This is a genomic window from Nocardioides sp. GCM10027114 (genome assembly GCF_042659625.1).
In the GTDB taxonomy this organism is placed as follows: Bacteria; Actinomycetota; Actinomycetes; order Propionibacteriales; family Nocardioidaceae; genus Nocardioides.
Genome location: NZ_JBHSSS010000029.1, coordinates 222,084 through 241,395 on the forward strand (window position 1 = coordinate 222,084; position 19,312 = coordinate 241,395).

Annotated in this window: 22 protein-coding genes; 13 read left to right on the plus strand and 9 right to left on the minus strand. The window is 72.0% G+C overall.

Annotation, left to right across the window (positions count from 1 at the left end; translation table 11 throughout):
• The first annotated feature begins 43 nt into the window (after positions 1-43).
• Genes ACFP2E_RS17850 through ACFP2E_RS17860 form a run of 3 tightly spaced genes read left to right on the plus strand, consistent with a single transcriptional unit; the run spans position 44 to position 2,584 of the window.
• Positions 44-472, plus strand: a complete 429-nt coding sequence (locus ACFP2E_RS17850) for a TadE/TadG family type IV pilus assembly protein (RefSeq protein WP_378539363.1) — start codon at positions 44-46, stop codon at positions 470-472.
• Complete coding sequence (locus ACFP2E_RS17855) at positions 460-2,280, plus strand: pilus assembly protein TadG-related protein (protein WP_378524308.1); 1,821 nt, start codon at positions 460-462, stop codon at positions 2,278-2,280. Before ACFP2E_RS17850 ends, ACFP2E_RS17855 begins: the two co-directional genes overlap by 13 nt.
• Before the next feature lie 31 nt (positions 2,281-2,311).
• Positions 2,312-2,584, plus strand: a complete 273-nt coding sequence (locus ACFP2E_RS17860; RefSeq protein ID WP_378524307.1) for a hypothetical protein — start codon at positions 2,312-2,314, stop codon at positions 2,582-2,584.
• 7 nt (positions 2,585-2,591) lie between these two features.
• Here ACFP2E_RS17860 and ACFP2E_RS17865 read toward each other — a convergent pair whose 3' ends face one another.
• The 7 genes from ACFP2E_RS17865 to ACFP2E_RS17895 all read right to left on the minus strand — a co-directional run bounded on the left by ACFP2E_RS17865 (position 2,592) and on the right by ACFP2E_RS17895 (position 7,049).
• Complete coding sequence (locus ACFP2E_RS17865; RefSeq protein ID WP_378524306.1) at positions 2,592-2,981, minus strand: YccF domain-containing protein; 390 nt, start codon at positions 2,979-2,981, stop codon at positions 2,592-2,594.
• A gap of 42 nt (positions 2,982-3,023) precedes the next feature.
• On the minus strand, positions 3,024-3,455 hold the full coding sequence (locus ACFP2E_RS17870; protein WP_378524305.1) for a PRC-barrel domain-containing protein: 432 nt from the start codon (positions 3,453-3,455) through the stop codon (positions 3,024-3,026).
• The gene (locus ACFP2E_RS17875; protein WP_378524304.1) at positions 3,455-4,054 is read right to left on the minus strand and encodes a PRC-barrel domain-containing protein; all 600 of its coding nucleotides are present in this window, start codon (positions 4,052-4,054) and stop codon (positions 3,455-3,457) included. The genes ACFP2E_RS17870 and ACFP2E_RS17875 overlap by 1 nt, the downstream gene beginning before the upstream one ends.
• The gene (locus tag ACFP2E_RS17880) at positions 4,054-4,212 is read right to left on the minus strand and encodes a hypothetical protein (protein WP_378524303.1); all 159 of its coding nucleotides are present in this window, start codon (positions 4,210-4,212) and stop codon (positions 4,054-4,056) included. Before ACFP2E_RS17880 ends, ACFP2E_RS17875 begins: the two co-directional genes overlap by 1 nt.
• Positions 4,213-4,341: 129 nt before the next feature.
• Positions 4,342-5,163, minus strand: a complete 822-nt coding sequence (locus ACFP2E_RS17885; RefSeq protein ID WP_378524302.1) for a mechanosensitive ion channel family protein — start codon at positions 5,161-5,163, stop codon at positions 4,342-4,344.
• 39 nt (positions 5,164-5,202) lie between these two features.
• Positions 5,203-6,624 carry a pilus assembly protein TadG-related protein gene (locus ACFP2E_RS17890; RefSeq protein ID WP_378524301.1) on the minus strand — a complete coding sequence of 474 codons (1,422 nt, stop codon included), beginning with the start codon at positions 6,622-6,624 and terminating at the stop codon, positions 5,203-5,205.
• Positions 6,621-7,049: a TadE/TadG family type IV pilus assembly protein gene (locus ACFP2E_RS17895; protein WP_378524300.1), complete on the minus strand. Its 429-nt coding sequence runs from the start codon at positions 7,047-7,049 to the stop codon at positions 6,621-6,623. Before ACFP2E_RS17895 ends, ACFP2E_RS17890 begins: the two co-directional genes overlap by 4 nt.
• 251 nt (positions 7,050-7,300) lie before the next feature.
• On the opposite strand from ACFP2E_RS17895, the gene ACFP2E_RS17900 reads away from it, so the two are divergent.
• The 4 genes from ACFP2E_RS17900 (at position 7,301) to ACFP2E_RS17915 (ending at position 11,485) form a co-directional block, all read left to right on the plus strand.
• Positions 7,301-7,687, plus strand: coding sequence for a YraN family protein (locus ACFP2E_RS17900; protein WP_378524299.1), 387 nt, complete (start codon positions 7,301-7,303; stop codon positions 7,685-7,687).
• The gene (locus ACFP2E_RS17905; RefSeq protein WP_378524298.1) at positions 7,687-9,276 is read left to right on the plus strand and encodes a YifB family Mg chelatase-like AAA ATPase; all 1,590 of its coding nucleotides are present in this window, start codon (positions 7,687-7,689) and stop codon (positions 9,274-9,276) included. The genes ACFP2E_RS17900 and ACFP2E_RS17905 overlap by 1 nt, the downstream gene beginning before the upstream one ends.
• Complete coding sequence (gene dprA, locus ACFP2E_RS17910) at positions 9,273-10,463, plus strand: DNA-processing protein DprA (protein ID WP_378524297.1); 1,191 nt, start codon at positions 9,273-9,275, stop codon at positions 10,461-10,463. Before ACFP2E_RS17905 ends, dprA begins: the two co-directional genes overlap by 4 nt.
• Before the next feature lie 125 nt (positions 10,464-10,588).
• Positions 10,589-11,485 carry a tyrosine recombinase XerC gene (locus ACFP2E_RS17915; protein ID WP_378524465.1) on the plus strand — a complete coding sequence of 299 codons (897 nt, stop codon included), beginning with the start codon at positions 10,589-10,591 and terminating at the stop codon, positions 11,483-11,485.
• A gap of 16 nt (positions 11,486-11,501) precedes the next feature.
• Here ACFP2E_RS17915 and ACFP2E_RS17920 read toward each other — a convergent pair whose 3' ends face one another.
• Together ACFP2E_RS17920 and ACFP2E_RS17925 are read right to left on the minus strand one after the other, a co-directional pair.
• The gene (locus tag ACFP2E_RS17920) at positions 11,502-12,092 is read right to left on the minus strand and encodes a M23 family metallopeptidase (RefSeq protein ID WP_378524295.1); all 591 of its coding nucleotides are present in this window, start codon (positions 12,090-12,092) and stop codon (positions 11,502-11,504) included.
• Between the two features lie 118 nt (positions 12,093-12,210).
• Complete coding sequence (locus tag ACFP2E_RS17925) at positions 12,211-12,897, minus strand: DUF305 domain-containing protein (protein WP_378524294.1); 687 nt, start codon at positions 12,895-12,897, stop codon at positions 12,211-12,213.
• A 169-nt stretch (positions 12,898-13,066) separates the two neighbouring features.
• Between ACFP2E_RS17925 and ACFP2E_RS17930 the strand changes: the two genes are divergently transcribed.
• The 6 genes from ACFP2E_RS17930 to ACFP2E_RS17955 all read left to right on the plus strand — a co-directional run bounded on the left by ACFP2E_RS17930 (position 13,067) and on the right by ACFP2E_RS17955 (position 19,310).
• Positions 13,067-14,587: an LVIVD repeat-containing protein gene (locus ACFP2E_RS17930; RefSeq protein ID WP_378524293.1), complete on the plus strand. Its 1,521-nt coding sequence runs from the start codon at positions 13,067-13,069 to the stop codon at positions 14,585-14,587.
• Between the two features lie 356 nt (positions 14,588-14,943).
• A complete protein-coding gene (gene rpsB / locus ACFP2E_RS17935) occupies positions 14,944-16,056 on the plus strand; it encodes a 30S ribosomal protein S2 (RefSeq protein WP_378524292.1) in 1,113 nt (370 codons plus the stop codon).
• A gap of 90 nt (positions 16,057-16,146) precedes the next feature.
• Positions 16,147-16,959: a translation elongation factor Ts gene (gene tsf, locus ACFP2E_RS17940; protein WP_378524291.1), complete on the plus strand. Its 813-nt coding sequence runs from the start codon at positions 16,147-16,149 to the stop codon at positions 16,957-16,959.
• Positions 16,960-17,110: 151 nt separating this feature from the next.
• A complete protein-coding gene (gene pyrH, locus ACFP2E_RS17945) occupies positions 17,111-17,827 on the plus strand; it encodes a UMP kinase (protein WP_378524290.1) in 717 nt (238 codons plus the stop codon).
• Positions 17,828-17,869: 42 nt separating this feature from the next.
• The gene (gene frr / locus ACFP2E_RS17950) at positions 17,870-18,424 is read left to right on the plus strand and encodes a ribosome recycling factor (protein ID WP_378524464.1); all 555 of its coding nucleotides are present in this window, start codon (positions 17,870-17,872) and stop codon (positions 18,422-18,424) included.
• Positions 18,425-18,446: 22 nt separating this feature from the next.
• A complete protein-coding gene (locus ACFP2E_RS17955; RefSeq protein ID WP_378524289.1) occupies positions 18,447-19,310 on the plus strand; it encodes a phosphatidate cytidylyltransferase in 864 nt (287 codons plus the stop codon).
• Positions 19,311-19,312 lie beyond the last annotated feature (2 nt).

Here is a 19,312-nt window from a genome sequence, read left to right on the forward strand (position 1 = left end):
GCCCCGAGACAGTGTGCTCAGGGGACGTCGAGAGGGGACGGGTATGTCGTGGATGGTGCGCCGTCATCGTGACGGCGACGAGCGTGGTGCCTCAGCGGTCGAGTTCGCACTGGTGTCGATCCCGCTGATGCTGGTGCTGGTCGGGCTGATGCAGTACGGCTGGTACTTCTTCGTCAGTCAGACGGCCTCGGGTGCCGCGAGCACCGTGGCCCGGCGCCTGGTCGTGGGCGACTGCTGGGTGGGCAACGAGGCGCAGACGCTGGCCCAGCAGCAGTCGGTGCAGGTCACCAGCCTCACCAAGTCCCCGGCCTCCCTTTCGGGCGCCACGCCGGGCGTGACCCAGGTGGTCGTGACCGTCACGGCGGACGCCGAGATCATCGGGCTGCTGCCCCTCCCCAACGGCGGCGTCGTGACCAAGGTGGTCAAGGCCCGCCTCGAGGACACGACTGCGGGGCCGGCATGCACCGCCTGACCCTCCGCCGCCGCTGGCGCCTCCGTCGTCGTGGCGACCGCGGCGCGGTCGCTGTCGTCTACGCCATCGTCTCCCTGGTCATCCTGATCATGGCGGCCCTCGCCGTCGACCTCGGCAACACCGTGGCCCGCAAGACGAACTCGCAGACCCAGGCGGACTTCGCGGCGCTGGCCGCAGCGCCCGAGCTGAGCACCACCATCTCGGCCGGGGGCGCACCCTCCGCCGCGGTGGTGAACGCCGTGACCGCCGCCCTCAACGACAACCAGCCGCAGGACGACGAGGACGCGTGCTGGCGCAACAGTCCTCCTACCTGCGTCGTCGCGGCCGACCTCACGGACGGCAGCATCCTCAACGGCGAGGTGGAGTACACCAACGAGGGCGTCCGGGTGACGTCCCCTCGGGCGCGGGTCGCGTTCGGCTTCGCGACGGTGCTCGGGATGGACGGCACCTACGTCAACGCCGACGCCACGGTCAACGTCTACTCCGGCGGCATGCGCGTCGTGCCGATGTACGCCGTCGACTCGTGCTCCTTCGGCCGGCAGACGCTGACCGACCCGGCGAACGGCCAGACGGTTCCGGTCGTGCCCACGCTCGCCTACCCCCTGGACACGAACACGACCAGGCTGAGCGCAGCAACAGCACTCGACTCCACGGGCGCCACGGTCTCGACCCTCGCGCTGAACTCCGTGGGCAACCAGCTGCGGCTGACGGCGTCCAAGTGGAGCAACACCCGGTTCGTCGGCTTCTTCCGCGGTGACGACCCCAACCCGATCTACGTCGTCCAGCAGGGAAACTTCTGGCTCCAGGGCGACGGCTCGCGGACCGGGCTCGCGCCGTACACCAGCAACCCGTCGCGCACGGTCGAGCTGGACATCCCCGACTCCGTCGCGCAGACCGAGGCGGTGTGGTGGATCCGGGTGTTCAACGGCCCCGTGGCGACGGGGACGTGGTCGCCGGCCGACGAGGCCATCCCGCTGCGGGTCGGCGACCCCGTCCTGGAGTGCGTGAGCGGCTCCAGCAGCGGCAACTTCGGGACACTCAAGCTCCCGCGCACGGACACCAACCCCAGCAACTGGATCGCCCGCAACATCATCAAGGGGCTCCAGCCGCCGCTGACGCCCACGGTGCACCAGTGGGCCGTCGACAACCCGGGCCTCGCGGGGACCTGCGTCCACGGCCTGCTCGGTGCCGTGGCCTCCTCGACGTCGCCGGCCGTCCTGCGGCGCGGCACCAACTGCGTCGACACCGACACGGGCCTGCCGGCCAACGCGGCCACCCAGGGGATGATCGTCGGGCAGGGCGGAGACCCCGGCCTGCTGCGCACGGCCGGCACCCGGTCGGGCTGCGACCCGAACGGCGGCTCCAGCAACCGGACCGTCCGGATCGGGAACACCAACTACTCGATCAACAACGACGTGCTCACCTGCTACCTGACCGACGGCACGACGTCGCTGGCGGACATCACCCACCGCAACTACAACGGCGGGCCCAAGCTCCACCAGGACATCTACTCCTCGCCGCGGTTCTTCTGGGTGCCTGTGCTGGCCGTGGAGCCGACCAACGGTGGGTCGGCCCGCTACTCGCTGATCGACTTCCGGCCGGCGTTCATCACCGACGAGCAGGCGACGTCCGCGGCGATCAGGGGCTCCCGGACTGCCACGGCGGACAACGGCCTGTGGGTTCCACAGAACGACATCACCAAGATCACCGTGGTCTTCTTCAACATCGACGCCCTGCCGGTGGACGGCGACATGCCCACCATCGACTTCCTGGGTGTGGGGACGCCGATCGTCCGGCTGATCGACTGACGATCGACCGGACCGGGTCCACACTGGCTCCATGGTGGTGGGACGAGCCGAACGCCGGGCGCTGCGCGCACCACGCGCACGCCTGGCGTTCGGCGCGCAGGCCGAGGCGGCGCTCGACGTCCTGGAGCTGGTGGAGCTGGCCTGGCACGACTGCTACGGGGAGCCGACGCCGAGTGACTCGGTCATCGACGACATCTTCGTGGTCGGAGCGTCCGGGCTCCCCGAGCTCGTGCGGGCTGCGCGACTGGCGGTCGTGGACTTCCGTGACCTGCGGGTGGCGGCCGACAGGATCCGGGCCCGGTAGATCTGGGCTAGTAGCGCTGCGTGGACGCGACCGGGACGACCTGACGCCCCAGGGGCAGCAGCGCCAGCGGCACCTGCTTCCAGGCCCCGAGACCGAGCGGGATCCCGATGACGGTCAGGCACAGCAGGGTGCCGGCGACGAGGTGCGCCAGTGCGAGCTCCCAGCCGAAGAAGATCACCCACAGCACGTTGCCCACGACCGAGCCGACCCCGGCGTCGCGGCGCCACACGGTGGTGCGTCCGAACGGCCACAGCACGAACCCGGCAAGACGGAACGCCGCGATCCCGAAGGGGATCGTGATGATCAGGACGAACGCGAGGATCCCTGCGAGCACGTAGGCGAGCGCCAGCCACCAGCCGGCCAGCACCAGCCACAGGATGTTGCCGAGGGTCCGCACCCGGCCAGCCTAGGTGCCCCGCCGCCCGTTCGGGTGGCGGCTTCAGGACCGCTGCACGACGACTGCGTAGGACCCGACGCCGACGAGCCGGGCCCCGGCGACGTCGCCATCCCCGCAGACGAGGGACGTCACCTCGCCCGAGTCTGGGTCGAAGTCGATGTCGCTGACCGACCCGAGCTCCTCGCCGCCCGTGGTCAGCACCCTCTTGCCGAGGATCTGCCGCTCCTTGCCGAGCAGGTCGGAGACGTCGCCACCGGCGTCACGGATCCGTTCCCCCCGGTCGACCGTGACGGCGTCCACACCGAAGGCGCGGATGTCGGACCAGGCCAAGGTGTTGCCGGCGTTGGACTTCCTCACCCGCAACGCTCGCACCGCGTGGTCGGAGGGGTCGACGACGAAGCCGTCGACCTCACCCACGGTCTCGGCCGTCTCGGTGCTCACGATCTTGGTGCCGTGCGCCTCGGAGAACTTCATCACTGCCGCCCTTCCAGCTGGCTGCGGAACTCCTCCACCGCGGCTCCGAACCCGGCCATGTCGTGACGGACGAAGTCGCGGGCGCTCGCGGGCACCATGAGGTGCTCCGCTGACGCGGCGAGGGTGTCCGGCAGCGGGACCAGCATCGTGCCGCCCTGCGGCGCCACCGCGTCGGACGCCTCGATCTCGTAGCCGACCACGTCGCAGTGACCGGCGCCCCTGCTCGAGTCGAGCACGCCCACGATGACGTCGACGACCTTGCCGAGCACCGTGCCGTCGTCGGTGAGCACCTGCGACCCGAGGATGTCGCCGCCGCCGTGGCCGTCACCGCCTCCGGCGTCGCCGAGCAGCACGTCGAGCGGCTGGAGGGCTTCCTCGTCGGCGACCATCAGCGCGTCGCCGCCCAGTGCGTGCACGTCGCTCCACCGGATTCCACGGTCGAGAGGACCCGCCAGCATCCCGCGGCCGGCGAGGGTGAAGCCGTGCACCTCGCCGCCCCCGGGGGAGTAGACGATGTCCTTGACCTGCGCGACGTCCTCGCCGCCCATCGTGACCACCGGGCGTGCGTGGATCTCGCTCGCGCGCATCAGCAGGCTCATCAGGAGTCGCCCGCCTTCCGGGACCCGCCGGGGCCCGGGGGGCCGGAGGGGTCGATGATCACGCCACCGCGTCGCCGCCGCGCCTGCACGGCCAGCACCCCTCCCGCCAGCACCAGCAGGACGACCAGGACCACGATCAACCAGCCCCACCACTCCATGGGCCACCTCCCCTTGCTCGTTCCTCGACGGCGTCGGCCCACTCCGTGCGTCCACCCAGCGTACGCCGATGTCGGGACCGGCCTGTCCGGATCGTGGTCGCGCGTCTCGCCCGTCGTTCGGGCCGGAGGTCAGCCGTCCTCGGTGCCCTGCACCCGCAGCGTGGTGCTGCCTGGTCCGAACCAGAGCGTCCGCTGCGGGAAGGGGATGGTGATGCCGGCGCGGTCGAGGTGTCCCTTGATCGCGACGGCCATGGCGTTCCTCGCGCGCCAGCGGCTGCCGATGTCCGAGGCGTGCCAGTAGCGCACGGCAATGTTGATCGAGGAGTCCCCGAACTCCTCCACCCACACCTCGGGGGGCGGTTCCTGCTGCACCCCGTCGGCCTCGCGGCACGCCTGCAGGAGCACCCGTCGGGCGGTCTCCAGGTCGGTGTCGTAGGCGACCCCGACGGTCACCGAGGTACGGCTGCTCGGAGTCCGCGTGTAGTTCACGATCGGCGCGCGCAGCACGCTCGCGTTGGGCAGGTAGACGGTGAGCCCGTCGTAGGTCGTCAGCTTCACCGTGCGCAGGTTGACGTCGTCGACCGTCCCCTCGTAGTCCTCGCTGCAGATCTGGTCGCCGACCCGGAACGGCCGCCGGACCTGGAGCAGCACGCCCGCGATGAAGTTCTCGAGGATGTCCTGGGCCGCGAACGCCACCGCGATGCCGCCGAGGCCGAGTGCCCCGATCAGCGGCCCGACGCGCACCCCGGCGGCGCCGAGCGCGTAGACGATGCCGACGGCGACCACCACGATGGACAGGAAGCGTCCGAGCACCCGCCCGACATGGCGGTCGGAGTCGCCCCGGTCGACCAGGCGGACCAGCAGGACGCGTACGAGCACCGCGAGCACCAGCGATGCCGTGAACACCGACAGCGCCACGACGACGTCGGCCAGGCTCACGTCGTCGACCATGCCCCCATGGTGCCAGCCGCGCGAGTGCCCTGAGGGCGATCAGGGAAGTCGGATCAGGCGGGTGCTCTCCACCACGGAGGAGGCTGCGGACTGGAAGATCGGGGACAGCTGGCTCGCGTCGGGGGTGCAGAAGAAGAAGTCGCCGTCGCTGTTCTCGCCCGCCACCTCGGCGGCCGTGTTGCAGCCCGGGCCGACACCGCCGCCGTCGTCGAGGCTCGGCGTGCCGTCCGGCTCCGGTGACGCCATCTGTGCGAGCTTCTCCGTCACCAGCGGCGTACCGCTGCCCTCGCAGCGGACGTTCTCCAGCCGGAAGGCGATGGTCACCACCAGGATTCCCTGCGACTTGGCGGAGTTCGCCTGGCCGACGGCGTTGTTGCAGGCGGTCACGCCGTTGCTGCTGTACGGGTCCGAGCCGCCGGGGTCCGAGCTCTCGTTCGGCTCGCCGTCGGTCATGAAGATGATGGCCTTCTTGGTCGGGGCAGGGCGGGCCGTGGGGCCGCTGAGCAGCTGGCGTGCCGCGCGCATCGGTGCGGCCAGGTACGTCCCCGTCGAGGAGTTCTGGTTGCCGAGGCAGTCGACCGCCCGTGTCACCGGGTCGAGCATGTTGAGCGAGGGCGGGACGCTGGGTGGCACGACGTCGCTGAGGTCGTAGGTGTCGCTGAAGCCGACCGGAGTCCAGGGACCCGAGCTCCGGGAGGTGCTCGGCTGGCTCGGGCACCCCGCCGGAGCCGTCGACGAGCTGCGCCCGATCGTGCCGAGCGCGACGCGGTGCTGGGTCGGGGTGAGGAACTCGAGCAGGTTCTCGATCGCGTCCTCCAGGGACGTGATGGCGCTGCCCATGCTGCCGGTACGGTCGCCCACGACGACGAAGTCGATCGGGGTCGGCGGTGTCGTGCCGCAGGTGCCCTGGCACGCGACGGAGGTCAGCGTGCCGGTGCTGCCCTGGTCGACGCCGATGACGGGGGCGAACGCGAAGGGCACGTCCTTCTCGTCGCGGGCCCGCAGCGTGTTGCAGCGGTCGCCCTCGGCGGGGACGCACGGGATCGCGCAGATGGTGGCGTTGCACCGCAGGCCCGGGTAGGTGACCGGGATGTACGGCGGCGGTCCCGGGTTGCAGGTGGTCGGGACGTGCGTGGTGTTGACCGTCCACGCCGGCGCGGTGCCGACCGAGCCGACGACGCAGAAGAAGTCGATGTCGGGCGTCGCCGACGGGTCGATGCGGGCGGCGTAGGCCAGGGCCGCGGCCCGGGCGCCGTTGCCGTCGTCGGGGAGCATGCCGGCCCCGGCATGGGCGGCCATGTCGAGGGTGTCGTGGAGCTCCTGGCGCTCGTTGACGTGGTCCGAGACGTCCACCGCGAGCGCGGCGAAGCCGAGCATCAGCACCATCACCATCGCCGAGAGGACCGCGATGGCGCCCCGCTCGTCGTCGGCGCGCCGGCGTCGAATCGTGCGCAGCCTCATTCGATCCTCATCTCCGTGGTCTTGGAGAGCGTGATGCCGCTCGAGGAGAAGACCGCGCCGAACGGCGTGACCCAGTCGTGGCGCACGTCCACGGTGACGACCACGGCGCCTCCGGACTCGGCGTCGGACATGCTCGAGCAGGCGGCGCCGCCGGGGCGTCGGCAGGTCACCGAGACCGAGATGTCGCCCGGAGCGGTGCCCGACAGGGACGAGCGCACCACGGACTCGACGTCGGCGGCGGTCGGGTTGAGGCTGCCCTCGCGGGCGCCCTCACGGGCTGCGTTGTTGACCAGCACGTCCTTGTTGATGGCCCAGCCGAACTCGATGCTGCCGAAGACGAGCAGCAGGAACGGCACCACCACGAGCGCGAACTCCGTGGCTGCCGCTCCCCGCTCACGTCCTTCGCGACGCGGTCCACTCCTCATGTCCCCTCCGTCCCCACACGGCTTCCCCCACCTTGGGGAGGTCGCCGAAGGGCTGCAGGGGGCCATGTCTGGCGTCCCCAATATTGGGCAGTACGGCAAAGACGGTGGTCCACGCCACCGGGACCTTCGGGACCGTTGCCGGCCGCTGCACCGGCCCGGTTGTCGTGCACAGGGCGGGTTTGCGCCCTGGAGCTCCACAGGTGGAGGTCCGGGAACGCGGGACGGTCGGCCGGCGGCGCAACCGTGGTGCCATGACTACCGGAGAACGGGCCGCGCGGGGCGCGGCCGCCCGACGGGCGCTCGGCGTGTACGGCGAGGAGCTCGCGGCCCGCCACCTCGTCGGCCAGGGGATGGTGCTGCTCGACCGCAACTGGCGGTGCGCGGAGGGGGAGATCGACCTCGTCCTCCGCGACGGCGCGGTGCTGGTCTTCTGCGAGGTGAAGACCCGGCGCGGAGTGAGCCACGGGACGCCCCACGAGGCGGTGACGCCGGTCAAGCTGGACCGGCTGACCCGGCTCGCCGCCGCGTGGCAGCGCGAGCGCGGGGTTGCGGTGGACCAGGTGCGGATCGACCTCGTCGGCGTCGTCCGGCCGCTCACCGGGGCCACGCAGGTCGACCACGTCAGGGGGCTCGTCTGATGACGTACGCCACTGCCCAGACCGTGTCCATGCAGGGCGCGCTCGGCCACCTGATCGACGTGCAGGCGGACGTGTCCCAGGGGCAGGTCGGCACGACGCTGGTGGGTCGGCCCGACACCTCGCTCAACGAGGCGCGTGACCGGTGCCGGATGGCCGTCACCAACAGCAACCTCGACTGGCCCACCACCCGCCGGATCACGGTGCTGCTCTCGCCGGCCGACCTGCCGAAGCGCGGCACCCACTTCGACCTAGCGATCGCCGTTGCCGTCCTGGCCGCGGCCGACGTCGTGCCCGCGGCGTCGCTGTCGGGCACCGTCTTCCTCGGCGAGCTCACGCTGACGGGCGGGCTGCGATCGGTCCCGGGCGTCCTGCCGATGGCGCTGGCGGCGTCGACACGCGGCATCAACCGCGTGTTCGTCCCCGAGCCGCAGGCGGCGGAGGCGGCGATGGTGCCGGGCCTGACAGTCCTCGGCATGCGGTCCCTGGCCCAGGTCGTGGCCGAGCTCCGTGGCGAGCCGGTGCCCACGGCGCCCCCGGTCGCCCCGATGTCGGGGCTGCGGATGCTGGCGTGGCGGGGCCAGGAGCGGATGGCGGAGGTCGACATGGCCGACCTGCTCGGCATGGCCGACGCCAGGTTCGCCGTCGAGGTGGCCGCAGCCGGCGGCCACCACTTGCTGCTGTCGGGGCCCAAGGGCGCGGGCAAGACCACCCTCGCCGAGCGCATCCCGACGATCCTGCCGGACCTGACCCCGCAGGAGTCGCTGGAGCTGACCGCGATCCACTCGCTGGCCGGTGCGCTGGAGCCCGACGACGGGATGCTGGTGCGGCCGCCGTTCTCCGCGCCGCACCACGACGCCAGCAAGGTCGCCCTGCTGGGCGGCGGCACCGGCGGGGTCCGCCCGGGGGAGGTGAGCCGCGCACACTGCGGGGTGCTCTTCCTCGACGAGTTCCCGCTGTTCCGGACCGACGCCATCGAGGCGCTGCGCCAGCCGCTCGAGAGCGGTGAGGTCACCATCGCGCGGGGCGAGGACACCGCGACGTTCCCGGCCCGCGGGATGGTCGTCATGGCTGCCAACCCGTGCCCGTGCGGCAACTACCACCCCGACCCGAGCCTGAGCCGCTGCCAGTGCCACGAGGTGCAGCGGCGCGACTACCGGCGGCGGGTCAGCGGACCGGTGACCGACCGCATCGACATCACCCGCCACCTCGTGCCGCTGCGGCGGCACGAGGCCCGCGACCCGTTCCACCGCCCGGAGCCATCGGTGGACGTCCGGGCCCGCGTGGAGGTCGCGCGCGCCCGGCAGGCCGCGCGGTACGCCGACCGCAGCTGGCGCCTCAACGGGCAGGCTCCGGGACCCCTGCTGCGGCGCGAGTGGCCGCTGGGCGACGAGGGGCAGCTGCTGCTCGAGGACCAGGTCTACGACGGCCGGCTCAGCCGGCGCGGCGCCACCCGCGTCCACCGGCTGGCCTGGACCCTCGCCGATCTCCGTGACGAGGACCAGCCCCGGGTCGAGCACGTCCGGACCGCGATCGCCCTGCGCCGCGGGGACGCCCTCGACCTCGCCGCCCTCGAGAGGCGGGCCGGGTGAGCCCCCGGGAAGCCGAGCGTCTGGCACGAGTTGCGCTGGGGCGCCTCGGCGAGCCCGGCGCTCCTCGGCTCGCCGTCTCCGTGGCGCAGATCGGCGCGGTCGCGGTCCACGAGATGCTCTGCGCAGGCGAGGACGGTCCGACCCCCGCGGCCCCCGCGCCGGACCCGACGGACCCGGACGGCGAGGCCGAGCGGCGCCAGATGGTGCGCGACGTCGCCGCCCGACTGGAGACCAGCGACCCGGCCCGCGACCTCGAGCGGGCCGACCGGCAGGGCATCCGGTTCGTGATCCCGGGCGACCCGGAGTGGCCGCCCGGGCTCGACGACCTGACTGCCGCGCCGGCCGTCCAGGACCGGGGCGGCCCACCGCTCGGGCTGTGGGTGCGGGGGCCGCTTCGGCTCCACGAGCTCGCTCGTCCGGTCGCCGTCGTCGGCGCCCGGTCGGCCACCACCTACGGCACCGACCTCGCCGGCGACCTGGCGGCCGGGCTCGCACGTCGCGGCCACTGCGTCGTCTCGGGGGCGGCGTTCGGCATCGACCAGGCCGCCCACCGCGGAGCGCTGGCGATGGGCGGCGAGTCCGTTGCCGTGCTCGCGTGCGGCGTCGACCGGGCATACCCGGCGGCCCACCGCGACCTGCTCGACCACCTCGCCCGGCACGGCGCCGTGGTCTCCGAGCTGGCACCCGGCTGCAGCCCGACCCGGCTGCGCTTCCTGGCCCGCAACCGGCTCATCGCGGCCCTCGCGGTCGGCACCGTGGTGGTGGAAGCCGCGGTGCGCAGCGGCGCGCTCAACACCGCCAACTGGGCGAGCCGGCTCCACCGGCCGCTGATGGGGGTCCCGGGCCCGGTGACCAGCGCCCCTTCCGAGGGCGTGCACCAGCTCATCCGCTCCGGTGCGGCGACGCTGGTCACCTCCGCCGCGGAGGTCGCCGAGCTGCTCGGCGCCGCGGGGGAGGGGCTGCTCGAGCCCGCCCGGGACGCCGAGCGCCCGCGCGACCGGCTGACCCGGCGGCAGCAGCAGGTGCTCGACGCGGTCCCGGCGCAGCGGCCGGCGCTTCCCGACTCCATCGCCCGCACCGCCGGGATGGCGCTGCTCGAGGTCGGTTCCACCCTCCAGGGGTTGCTCGGCCGCGGCCTCGTCGAGTGCTCGTCCGACGGCTGGAGGCTGTCCGGCGCCGCGCGGTGACGGTCCGCGGGGACGGGGCAACCCGCTCCTAGACTCGCGACATGTCCAGCGAGCCGTCCCCGGAGCACGAGCGGCCGGACGAGCCGGACGAACCGGACGGCCAGGAGGAGCTGCCCGAGGCGTTCATGCGCGTGCTCGGCGACTACGAGCGCCACCTCGCGGGCGAGCGGGACCTCACGCCGCACACCGTCCGCGCCTACCTCGCCGACGTCGCGGGGCTGCTCGAGCACGCACGGCGGATGGGGCTCGAGGACCTCGCCGACCTCGACCTGCGGGCCCTGCGGAGCTGGCTGGCGCGGCTGCAGACCAGCGGTCGCGCGCGCACCACGATCGCGCGCCGCGCCACCGCCGCCCGGGTGTTCACGGCCTGGCTGGCCCGGACCGGGCGCACTCCCCACGACGTCGGCGCCAGCCTCGGTTCGCCGCGTGCCCGCCGCACCCTGCCGCCGGTGCTCAGGACCGACGAGGCCGACGAGCTCATCCGCGCCGCCACGGCGCTGGCCGACGACGGCAGCGCGGTCGGTCTGCGCGACGTCGCCATGCTCGAGCTGCTCTACGCCACGGGCATCCGGGTCGGTGAGCTCGTCGGGCTCGACCTCGACGACGTCGACCGGGAGCGCAACGTGGTGCGGGTGCTCGGCAAGGGCCGCAAGGAGCGCACGGTGCCCTTCGGTCGCCCCGCGGCCCGTGCACTCGACTTCTGGACCCGTCGTGGTCGTCCCCGGCTCGCGGTGGAGGGGTCGGGGCCGGCGCTGTTCCTCGGCGTCCGCGGCGGACGGATCGACCAGCGCGCCGTCCGGACCCTGGTGCACCGCCGCATCGCGGACGTGCCGGGCGCGCCCGACATCGGCCCCCACGGGCTGCGCCACACCGCCGCCACCCACCTGCTGGAGGGCGGCGCCGACCTCAGGTCGGTGCAGGAGCTGCTGGGCCACGCATCGCTGGCCACGACCCAGCTCTACACCCACGTGACCACCGACCGGCTCCGCAGCGCCTACCGGCAGGCGCACCCACGGGCGTGACGGGCCTGCCTCCGGCTCACCGCCACAGCGGCAGCAGCCGCACCGGTCCCAGCCCGACCAGCCGCAGCGGGTCGAGGTAGGTCTCGCCCCTGATCCAGCCCCAGTGCAGACAGGTCCGGGGCGCGCAGTGCGAACCCGGTGCAGCGAGCGTCCCGAGCCGGTCGCCGGCCGCGACGGACGCGCCGACCGGGACCTCCGCGGTCACCGGCTCGTACGTCGTCCGGGTCGCGCCGTGGTCGACCACGACGACGCCCCGCCCGGCCAGTGGCCCCGCCCAGCTGACCCGGCCCGGCAGCGCGGCGCGGACCGGCTGTCCGGGCTCGCCGACCAGGTCGACGCCCCGGTGGCCGGCGCCCCAGGCCGTCAGCGGCGGGGAGAACCCGGCGTGGACCTCGGGACGGGTCCGGAGCGGCCAGACGCCCGCTGGGGCCGGCGTGCCTGTCACCGCCCCGGCGGCGGGAGCCGCGACGGCGGGGGAGGGCTCCCCGGGCCCGACGGGCGTCGACGGCCAGGGGGAGGCCGCCGGGCCCATGACGACGAGGGCGAGCCCGGGGAGCCCGGCTCCGAACAGCCCGAACAGCCCGGTCAGGAGTGGCGGTGAGGGCATGGCGGCAGCCTGCCGCCGACCACACACGACGCGTCGCCGTCGGCGGCCGGGCTGGGGACAGTGCGGGAGGGGACCGCGGCTGTGGACGCGACGTGGGCCCCTGCTCACGGGGCCCGGGTCACACCCGCCGGAGCAGCTCCTCCATGCGGCCGATCTCGGCGGCCTGGCTGACCGAGACGTCGGCGGCCAGCTCGCTGACCCGGAAGTCCTCGCCCTCGACGGTCACGTGGTCCGCCATCTCCAGGGCCCCCTCGTGGTGGCCGATCATGCCCTCGAGGAAGAGCCGGTCGAACTCCGAGCCGCTGGCAGCCGCCAGCTGCTCCATCTCGGCGTCGGTCAGCATCCCCGCCATGCCGTCGTGGCCGTGCGCGGCGTGGTCCCACGACTCGGCGTCCTGATCGGCGCGGGGCACCTCCATCCCCCGCTCGTCGAGCCAGGCGGCCATGCTCATGATCTCGGGTCCCTGGGCTGCCCGGATCCGCTCGGCGAGGGCACGGACCTGGGGGCTCCCCGCCCGGTCGGCCGCCAGGTCCGACATCTCCAGCGCCTGGGCATGGTGCCAGATCATCATCTGCATGAACGCCACGTCCGCGTGGTTCCAGGGGTCCTCCGGGTCGACGTCGGCCGGGTCGATCAGAGCGGTCGGCTCACCGGGCCCTCCGGGCTGCACCACGGGTGCCTCCCGCCCCGCCTCTGCTCCCGTCGCCGGGTCGTCGGCGGGACCGCTGCAGGCGGCCAGCGCGACGAGCACTGTGCCCGCGGCCACGACGGAGCGGACCGGACGGGGGACACGCACACCGCTCACAGGCATCTCCTGAGCCTCGGGCCCGGCCTGACCGGCTGCGTCGCCTCACAAATCTGCATTGCAGAAAGGTGCGGGCCGCAACCTCTTCCGGACGTTTCGCGGGAAAAGGTACGACATTCCTGACCGTGCGCAAGCCCGCGCTCCGTCAGCGACGAAAGGGCTCCTCCCCATGCTCAGAACCACGAGGCGGCCGGCCGGCCGGAAGTCCGCCTGGCTCCGCCTTGGCCTCGCGACCGGCGTCGCGCTCGGCCTCGCCGGCATCGTCACCCCCTCGGGTGCGGAGGAGGGCGAGAGCCCGAAGGCCGAGGTGTGCCCGCCCGGCCTCGAGCGGATGCTCGAGCGGGCCCAGGACAACTTCGCCAGCGCCTGCCTCCCCGGCGCCGACTTCGCGTCGATGGACGACAGCGGGGCCGAGCTGGCGCCGGGCGAGATGGCGAGCAGTCCGAACCTGAGCCTGGTCCACAACATCCCGAAGCAGGCGCCCCTGCTGGGCACGAACAGCGACCTCGCCTTCAAGGGCAAGTACGCCTACGCCGGCAACTACGACGGGTTCACGGTCTACGACCTGTCCGACCCGGCCGAGCCGGCCGTGGTCAAGCAGTTCCTGTGCCCCGGCTCCCAGAACGACGTCTCCGTCTGGGGCGACATCCTCGTTCTGAGCGTGGACTCCAGCCGCAACGACGACTCGTGCGCCAGCACGACGCAGTCGGCGTCGGTGAAGGAGTCCTGGGAGGGCGTCCGGGTCTTCGATATCAGCAACCCGGCTGACCCGGCGTACGTCGCCTCCGTCGAGACCGACTGCGGCTCCCACACCCACACGCTCGCGCCGACCAAGGACGGTCGGGAGCTGTTCGTGTACGTCTCGTCCTACAACCCGAACGCCAGCTTCCCCGACTGCCAGCCGCCGCACGACAAGATCAGCATCGTGAAGATCCCGGTGGCGTCGCCGGCCGATGCGGCCCTGGTCGGGACCCCGGTCCTTTTCCCGGACGGTGGCAGCGACGGGACCGGCTACTCCCGCGCGACCGCCGGCTGCCACGACATCACGGCCTACCCGAGCAAGGACATCGCAGCGGGTGCGTGCATGGGTGACGGCATCCTGCTCGACATCACCGACCGGGCCAACCCCGTGGTGACCGAGCGGGTGCAGGACCAGGAGAACTTCGCCTTCTGGCACTCCGCCACCTTCAACAACAAGGGCACGAAGGTCGTCTTCACCGATGAGCTCGGCGGTGGCGGCGCCGCCACCTGCAACCCGACCGTGGGGGACACCAAGGGCGCCAACGGCATCTACGACATCGTCGACGGCGAGCTGGTCTTCGGCAGCTACTACAAGATCCCGCGGACCCAGTCCAACACCGAGAACTGCGTGGCCCACAACGGCTCGCTGATCCCGGTCAAGGGCCGCGACTGGATGGTCCAGGCGTGGTACCAGGGCGGCATCTCCGTCTTCGACTTCACCGACTCGACGAACCCGCGCGAGATCGCGTGGTTCGACCGGGGACCGGTCTCGACCGACAAGCTCACGGTCGCCGGGTCGTGGTCGGCGTACTGGTACAACGGCTACATCTACTCCAACGACATCCAGCAGGGCTTCGACGTGCTGAAGCTCGACGACCCGCGCGCCAAGACGGCGTACGGCGTCACGATGGACACGTTCAACCCGCAGTCCCAGCCGTCCTACAACTGAGACCGCGCGCCTGAGAGGCCCCGGACCCGGCAGGGTCCGGGGCCTCGTCGCGCGGGGGGTCGCGGATTCGCCGCCGCCGCGGCGGTGGACTACGCTGAGCCGAGCAATCCGTGTGGCCATCCGTGTGGATTGACTTCGCACGCCCGCACACCACGGACGGGGTCCTCTCCGGACCCCGAGCACCCGGGGGCGTGGCCCTCGGTCCCGGTTCGCCGGGTCGGGTCGCGCGCGGGCGTCAGGGCGGCCGGCACCCGTCGGCCGCAGGAACTGAAAACGACCGGAGCGTCGCTCCCGGTCCGGCCTGCGTCAAGGCCGGGCACGACGGGCGCGGCCTCCACACAGGAGAAGAGACACCCATGGCAGTCGTGACCATGCGCCAGCTCCTCGAGAGCGGCGTCCACTTCGGACACCAGACCCGTCGCTGGAACCCGAAGATGAAGCGCTTCATCATGACCGAGCGCAACGGCATCTACATCATCGACCTGCAGCAGTCGCTGGCCTACATCGACCGCTCGTACGCCTTCATCAAGGAGACCGTCGCCAAGGGCGGCACCGTGATGTTCGTGGGCACCAAGAAGCAGGCCCAGGAGGCGATCGCCGAGCAGGCGACCCGCGTCGGCATGCCCTACGTCAACCAGCGCTGGCTGGGCGGCATGCTCACCAACTTCCAGACCGTGCACCAGCGGATCAACCGCCTGAAGGAGCTCGACGAGCTCGACTTCGACAACGTCGCCGGCTCGGGCCGCACCAAGAAGGAGCTCCTGCAGCTCAAGCGCGAGCGCGACAAGCTGGAGAAGACCCTCGGCGGCATCCGCGAGATGAGCCGCACCCCCGCCGCGGTGTGGGTCGTCGACACCAAGAAGGAGCACCTGGCGGTCGAGGAGGCCCGCAAGCTGCGGATCCCGATCATCGGCATCCTCGACACCAACTGCGACCCCGACGAGGTCGACTTCCCGATCCCGGGCAACGACGACGCCATCCGCGCGGTCGGCCTGCTGACCCGCGTGGTCGCCGACGCCGTCGCCGAGGGCCTCATCGCCCGCTCGGGCGCCAAGACCGGTGAGACCACCGCTCCGGGCGCCGAGGAGCCGCTGGCCGAGTGGGAGCGCGAGCTCCTGGGTGGCGACGCGGACAAGGCCGCCGTCGAGGCGACCGGTGGTGACGCGACCGCCGAGGCCCCGGCCTCCGAGTCGACGGGTGCGTCCTCCGAGTCCACCGAGGCTGCCGCCTCCGAGTCGACCGAGTCCACCGAGGCCGCCGCCGGCGATTTCGGCGCCGACTCCGCCGCCCCGCTCGAGGACGGCTCGGCCCCCGAGGGCTTCGAGGTCAAGGGCAACAAGGCGTCGAAGAAGTTCCACGCCCCCAGCAGCCCGTGGTACGGCCGGACCAACGCCGACGTGTGGTTCAAGAGCGCCGAGGCCGCCGAGGCCGCCGGCTTCGTGAACGCCGAGGCCAAGGCCGAGGCCTGAGCCTCACCTCTTCCGGCGGGCCGCGGACTTCCGCGGCCCGCCGACCCCGATCGACCACCGATCCGACACGTTTCCCCAGGAAGAAGGACCATGGCTAACTTCTCCGCGGCCGACGTCAAGAAGCTCCGCGAGCTCACCGGCGCCGGCATGATGGACTGCAAGAAGGCGCTCGAGGAGACCGAGGGCGACTTCGACAAGGCCGTCGAGCTCCTCCGCGTCAAGGGCGCCGCCAAGGCCGCCAAGCGCGGTGCCGAGCGCGAGGCCTCCGCCGGCCTCGTCGCCACCTCCGGTGGCGCGCTGGTCGAGCTCAAGTGCGAGACCGACTTCGTGGCCAAGGGTGACGACTTCGTCGCCGCCGCGCAGCGCATCGCCGCCGCCGCCGACGAGGCGAAGGCCGGCGACGTCGACTCCCTGAAGGCCGTCTCGCTCGGCGAGAAGACCGTCGGTGAGGTCGTCGAGGACCTCGCCATCACCATCGGTGAGAAGATCGAGCTGGGCCGCGTGGCCCACTTCGACGGCCCGGTCGTCGCCTACATGCACAAGCGTGCGGCCGACCTGCCGCCCGCCGTCGGCGTGCTCGTCGAGTACGACGGCAACGAGGACGCCGCCAAGGGCGCGGCCATGCAGGTCGCCGCGATGCGCCCGCAGTACCTCACCCGCGACGAGGTCCCCGCGGACATCGTCGCCAAGGAGCGCGAGATCGCCGAGGCGACCTCCCGCGAGGAGGGCAAGCCCGAGCAGGCGATCGCCAAGATCACCGAGGGCCGCCTCAACGGCTTCTTCAAGGAGGTCGTCCTCCTCGAGCAGCCGTCGGTCACCGAGAACAAGAAGACCGTCAAGGCTGTCCTCGACGAGTCCGGCACCACCCTCAAGCGCTTCGCCCGTTTCGAGGTCGGCGCCTGACGAAGTAGGGTTCCGGGTGGCCGGTCGGTGACCGACCGCCCGCAGACTCCAGGAGGCCGGTCCGCATGATCCTCGCAGCAGCAGGGTCAGCGGGCCGGCCTTCTCGTTCGTACCGCCCCGCCCGCTCCACCACCCGAAGGGAACCCACCACGTGACGGCATACCGGCGTGTCCTGCTCAAGCTCTCCGGCGAGGTCTTCGGAGGCGGCAAGGTCGGGGTCGACCCCGACGTGGTCAACGGCATCGCCCGCGAGATCTCCGCGGTGGTCCGGACCGGCGTGCAGGTCGCCGTGGTCGTCGGCGGCGGCAACTTCTTCCGCGGTGCCGAGCTGCAGCAGCGCGGCATGGACCGCTCCCGGGCCGACTACATGGGCATGCTCGGCACGGTCATGAACTGCCTCGCGCTGCAGGACTTCCTCGAGAAGCAGGGCGTCGAGACCCGGGTGCAGACGGCGATCACGATGGGCCAGGTCGCGGAGCCCTACATCCCGCGTCGCGCCATGCGCCACCTCGAGAAGGGCCGCGTCGTCATCTTCGGCGCCGGCGCTGGCATGCCGTACTTCTCCACGGACACCGTCGCCGCGCAGCGCGCGCTCGAGATCGGCGCCCAGGTCATCCTCATGGGCAAGCAGGGCGTCGACGGCGTGTACGACGCCGACCCGGCGAAGCACCCCGAGGCGGTCAAGTTCGACCAGCTCAGCTACGACGAGTTCCTGACGCGCGGGCTCAAGGTCGCCGACGCGACGTCCGTGAGCCTGTGCCGCGACAACGACATCGACATGATCGTCTTCAACCTGTCCGAGGAGGGCAACATCGCCCGGGTCGTCGCAGGTGAGAAGATCGGGACGACGGTCGCCCGCGATGTGTGAGGTGCCGTCGACAGACACAGGACGAGCAAGGAGCAGCGCGTGATCAACGACATCCTCAACGAGGCCGACGGCAAGATGGACAAGTCGGTCGACGCGACGCGTGAGGAGTTCGCCGCCATCCGTGCCGGGCGCGCGCACCCCAGCATGTTCAACAAGATCACCGTCGACTACTACGGCTCCCCGACGCCGCTGCAGCAGCTCGCGTCGTTCACCGCCCCCGAGGCGCGGGTCATCCTCATCTCGCCCTACGACCAGGGCGCGATGAAGAACATCGAGAAGGCGATCCGCGACTCCGACCTCGGCGTGAACCCCGCCGACGACGGCAAGGTCATCCGCTGCGTGTTCCCCGAGCTGACGGAGGAGCGCCGCAAGGAGTACATCAAGGTCGCCAAGGCCAAGGCCGAGGAGGGCCGGGTCGCGGTGCGCAACCTGCGGCGTACCGCCAAGCAGCACCTCGAGAAGCTCGAGAAGGACGGCGAGGTCGGCCAGGACGACGTCACCGGTGCCGAGAAGCGCCTCGACGCGATGACCAAGAAGCACACCGACGCCATCGACGAGCTCCTCAAGAACAAGGAAGCCGAGCTGCTCGAGGTCTGACCGACCCGACAACCCCTCCCCGATGACCACCTCCTCCGCGCCTGCTCAGGACCACGGCCGGGCCGGGCGCAACCTGCCTGCCGCCATCGGCTCCGCCGTGGTGCTGCTGTCTGCCATCGCAGCGTCCCTGGTGTTCTGGAAGACCGCGTTCATGCTCATCGTGGCCGCGGCGGTGGTCGTGGCGGTCTGGGAGCTCCACAAGGGGTTCGAGGTCAAGGGGATCGACCTGCCCGAGCAGCCGCTGATGGTCGGCGGCGTGGTCATGGTGGTCGTCGCCTACTTCTACGGCGCCCCGGCGCTCGTCACCGCCACCGCGGTCACGGCCCTCGCGATCATGCTCTGGCTGCTCAACCGGGGTGTCGACGGGTACGTGCGCGACGCCACCGCCTCGGTGTTCACGCTGATCTACGTGCCGTTCCTCGGCTCGTTCGTGGCGCTGCTCCTCGCAGAGGGCGGCGCCACCGGCTTCGAGCGCTTCGACGAGGGCGTCCGCGGCATCATCGCCTTCGTCCTCGTCACGATCGCCTCCGACATCGGCGGCTACGCCGCAGGCGTGCTGTTCGGTCGTCACCCGATGGCGCCGGTGATCTCGCCGAAGAAGTCGTGGGAGGGCTTCGCCGGCTCGCTCGTCTCGTGCGTCGCCGCGGGCATCGCGCTCGTCGTGTGGCTGCTGGACGGCGAGTGGTGGGTGGGGGTCGCCCTGGGCCTGATCGCGGTCGTGATGGCCACGCTGGGCGACCTGTGCGAGTCGGTCATCAAGCGGGACCTGGGTGTCAAGGACATGAGCCAGGTCATCCCCGGCCACGGCGGGCTGATGGACCGGCTCGACTCGCTGCTGGCCACGATCGCCCCCATCTGGCTGCTGCTCCACTACGCGGTCTTCTGAGC

Coding starts and splice junctions, on each gene's coding strand:
- ACFP2E_RS17850 (WP_378539363.1), top strand. CDS start 44: ATGTCGTGGATGGTGCGCCGTCATCGTGACGGCGACGAGCGTGGTGCC.
- ACFP2E_RS17855 (WP_378524308.1), top strand. CDS start 460: ATGCACCGCCTGACCCTCCGCCGCCGCTGGCGCCTCCGTCGTCGTGGC.
- ACFP2E_RS17860 (WP_378524307.1), top strand. CDS start 2,312: ATGGTGGTGGGACGAGCCGAACGCCGGGCGCTGCGCGCACCACGCGCA.
- ACFP2E_RS17870 (WP_378524305.1), bottom strand. CDS start 3,455: ATGAAGTTCTCCGAGGCGCACGGCACCAAGATCGTGAGCACCGAGACG.
- ACFP2E_RS17875 (WP_378524304.1), bottom strand. CDS start 4,054: ATGAGCCTGCTGATGCGCGCGAGCGAGATCCACGCACGCCCGGTGGTC.
- ACFP2E_RS17880 (WP_378524303.1), bottom strand. CDS start 4,212: ATGGAGTGGTGGGGCTGGTTGATCGTGGTCCTGGTCGTCCTGCTGGTG.
- ACFP2E_RS17885 (WP_378524302.1), bottom strand. CDS start 5,163: ATGGTCGACGACGTGAGCCTGGCCGACGTCGTCGTGGCGCTGTCGGTG.
- ACFP2E_RS17890 (WP_378524301.1), bottom strand. CDS start 6,624: ATGAGGCTGCGCACGATTCGACGCCGGCGCGCCGACGACGAGCGGGGC.
- ACFP2E_RS17895 (WP_378524300.1), bottom strand. CDS start 7,049: ATGAGGAGTGGACCGCGTCGCGAAGGACGTGAGCGGGGAGCGGCAGCC.
- ACFP2E_RS17900 (WP_378524299.1), top strand. CDS start 7,301: ATGACTACCGGAGAACGGGCCGCGCGGGGCGCGGCCGCCCGACGGGCG.
- ACFP2E_RS17905 (WP_378524298.1), top strand. CDS start 7,687: ATGACGTACGCCACTGCCCAGACCGTGTCCATGCAGGGCGCGCTCGGC.
- ACFP2E_RS17915 (WP_378524465.1), top strand. CDS start 10,589: ATGCGCGTGCTCGGCGACTACGAGCGCCACCTCGCGGGCGAGCGGGAC.
- ACFP2E_RS17920 (WP_378524295.1), bottom strand. CDS start 12,092: ATGCCCTCACCGCCACTCCTGACCGGGCTGTTCGGGCTGTTCGGAGCC.
- ACFP2E_RS17930 (WP_378524293.1), top strand. CDS start 13,067: ATGCTCAGAACCACGAGGCGGCCGGCCGGCCGGAAGTCCGCCTGGCTC.
- rpsB (WP_378524292.1), top strand. CDS start 14,944: ATGGCAGTCGTGACCATGCGCCAGCTCCTCGAGAGCGGCGTCCACTTC.
- tsf (WP_378524291.1), top strand. CDS start 16,147: ATGGCTAACTTCTCCGCGGCCGACGTCAAGAAGCTCCGCGAGCTCACC.
- ACFP2E_RS17955 (WP_378524289.1), top strand. CDS start 18,447: ATGACCACCTCCTCCGCGCCTGCTCAGGACCACGGCCGGGCCGGGCGC.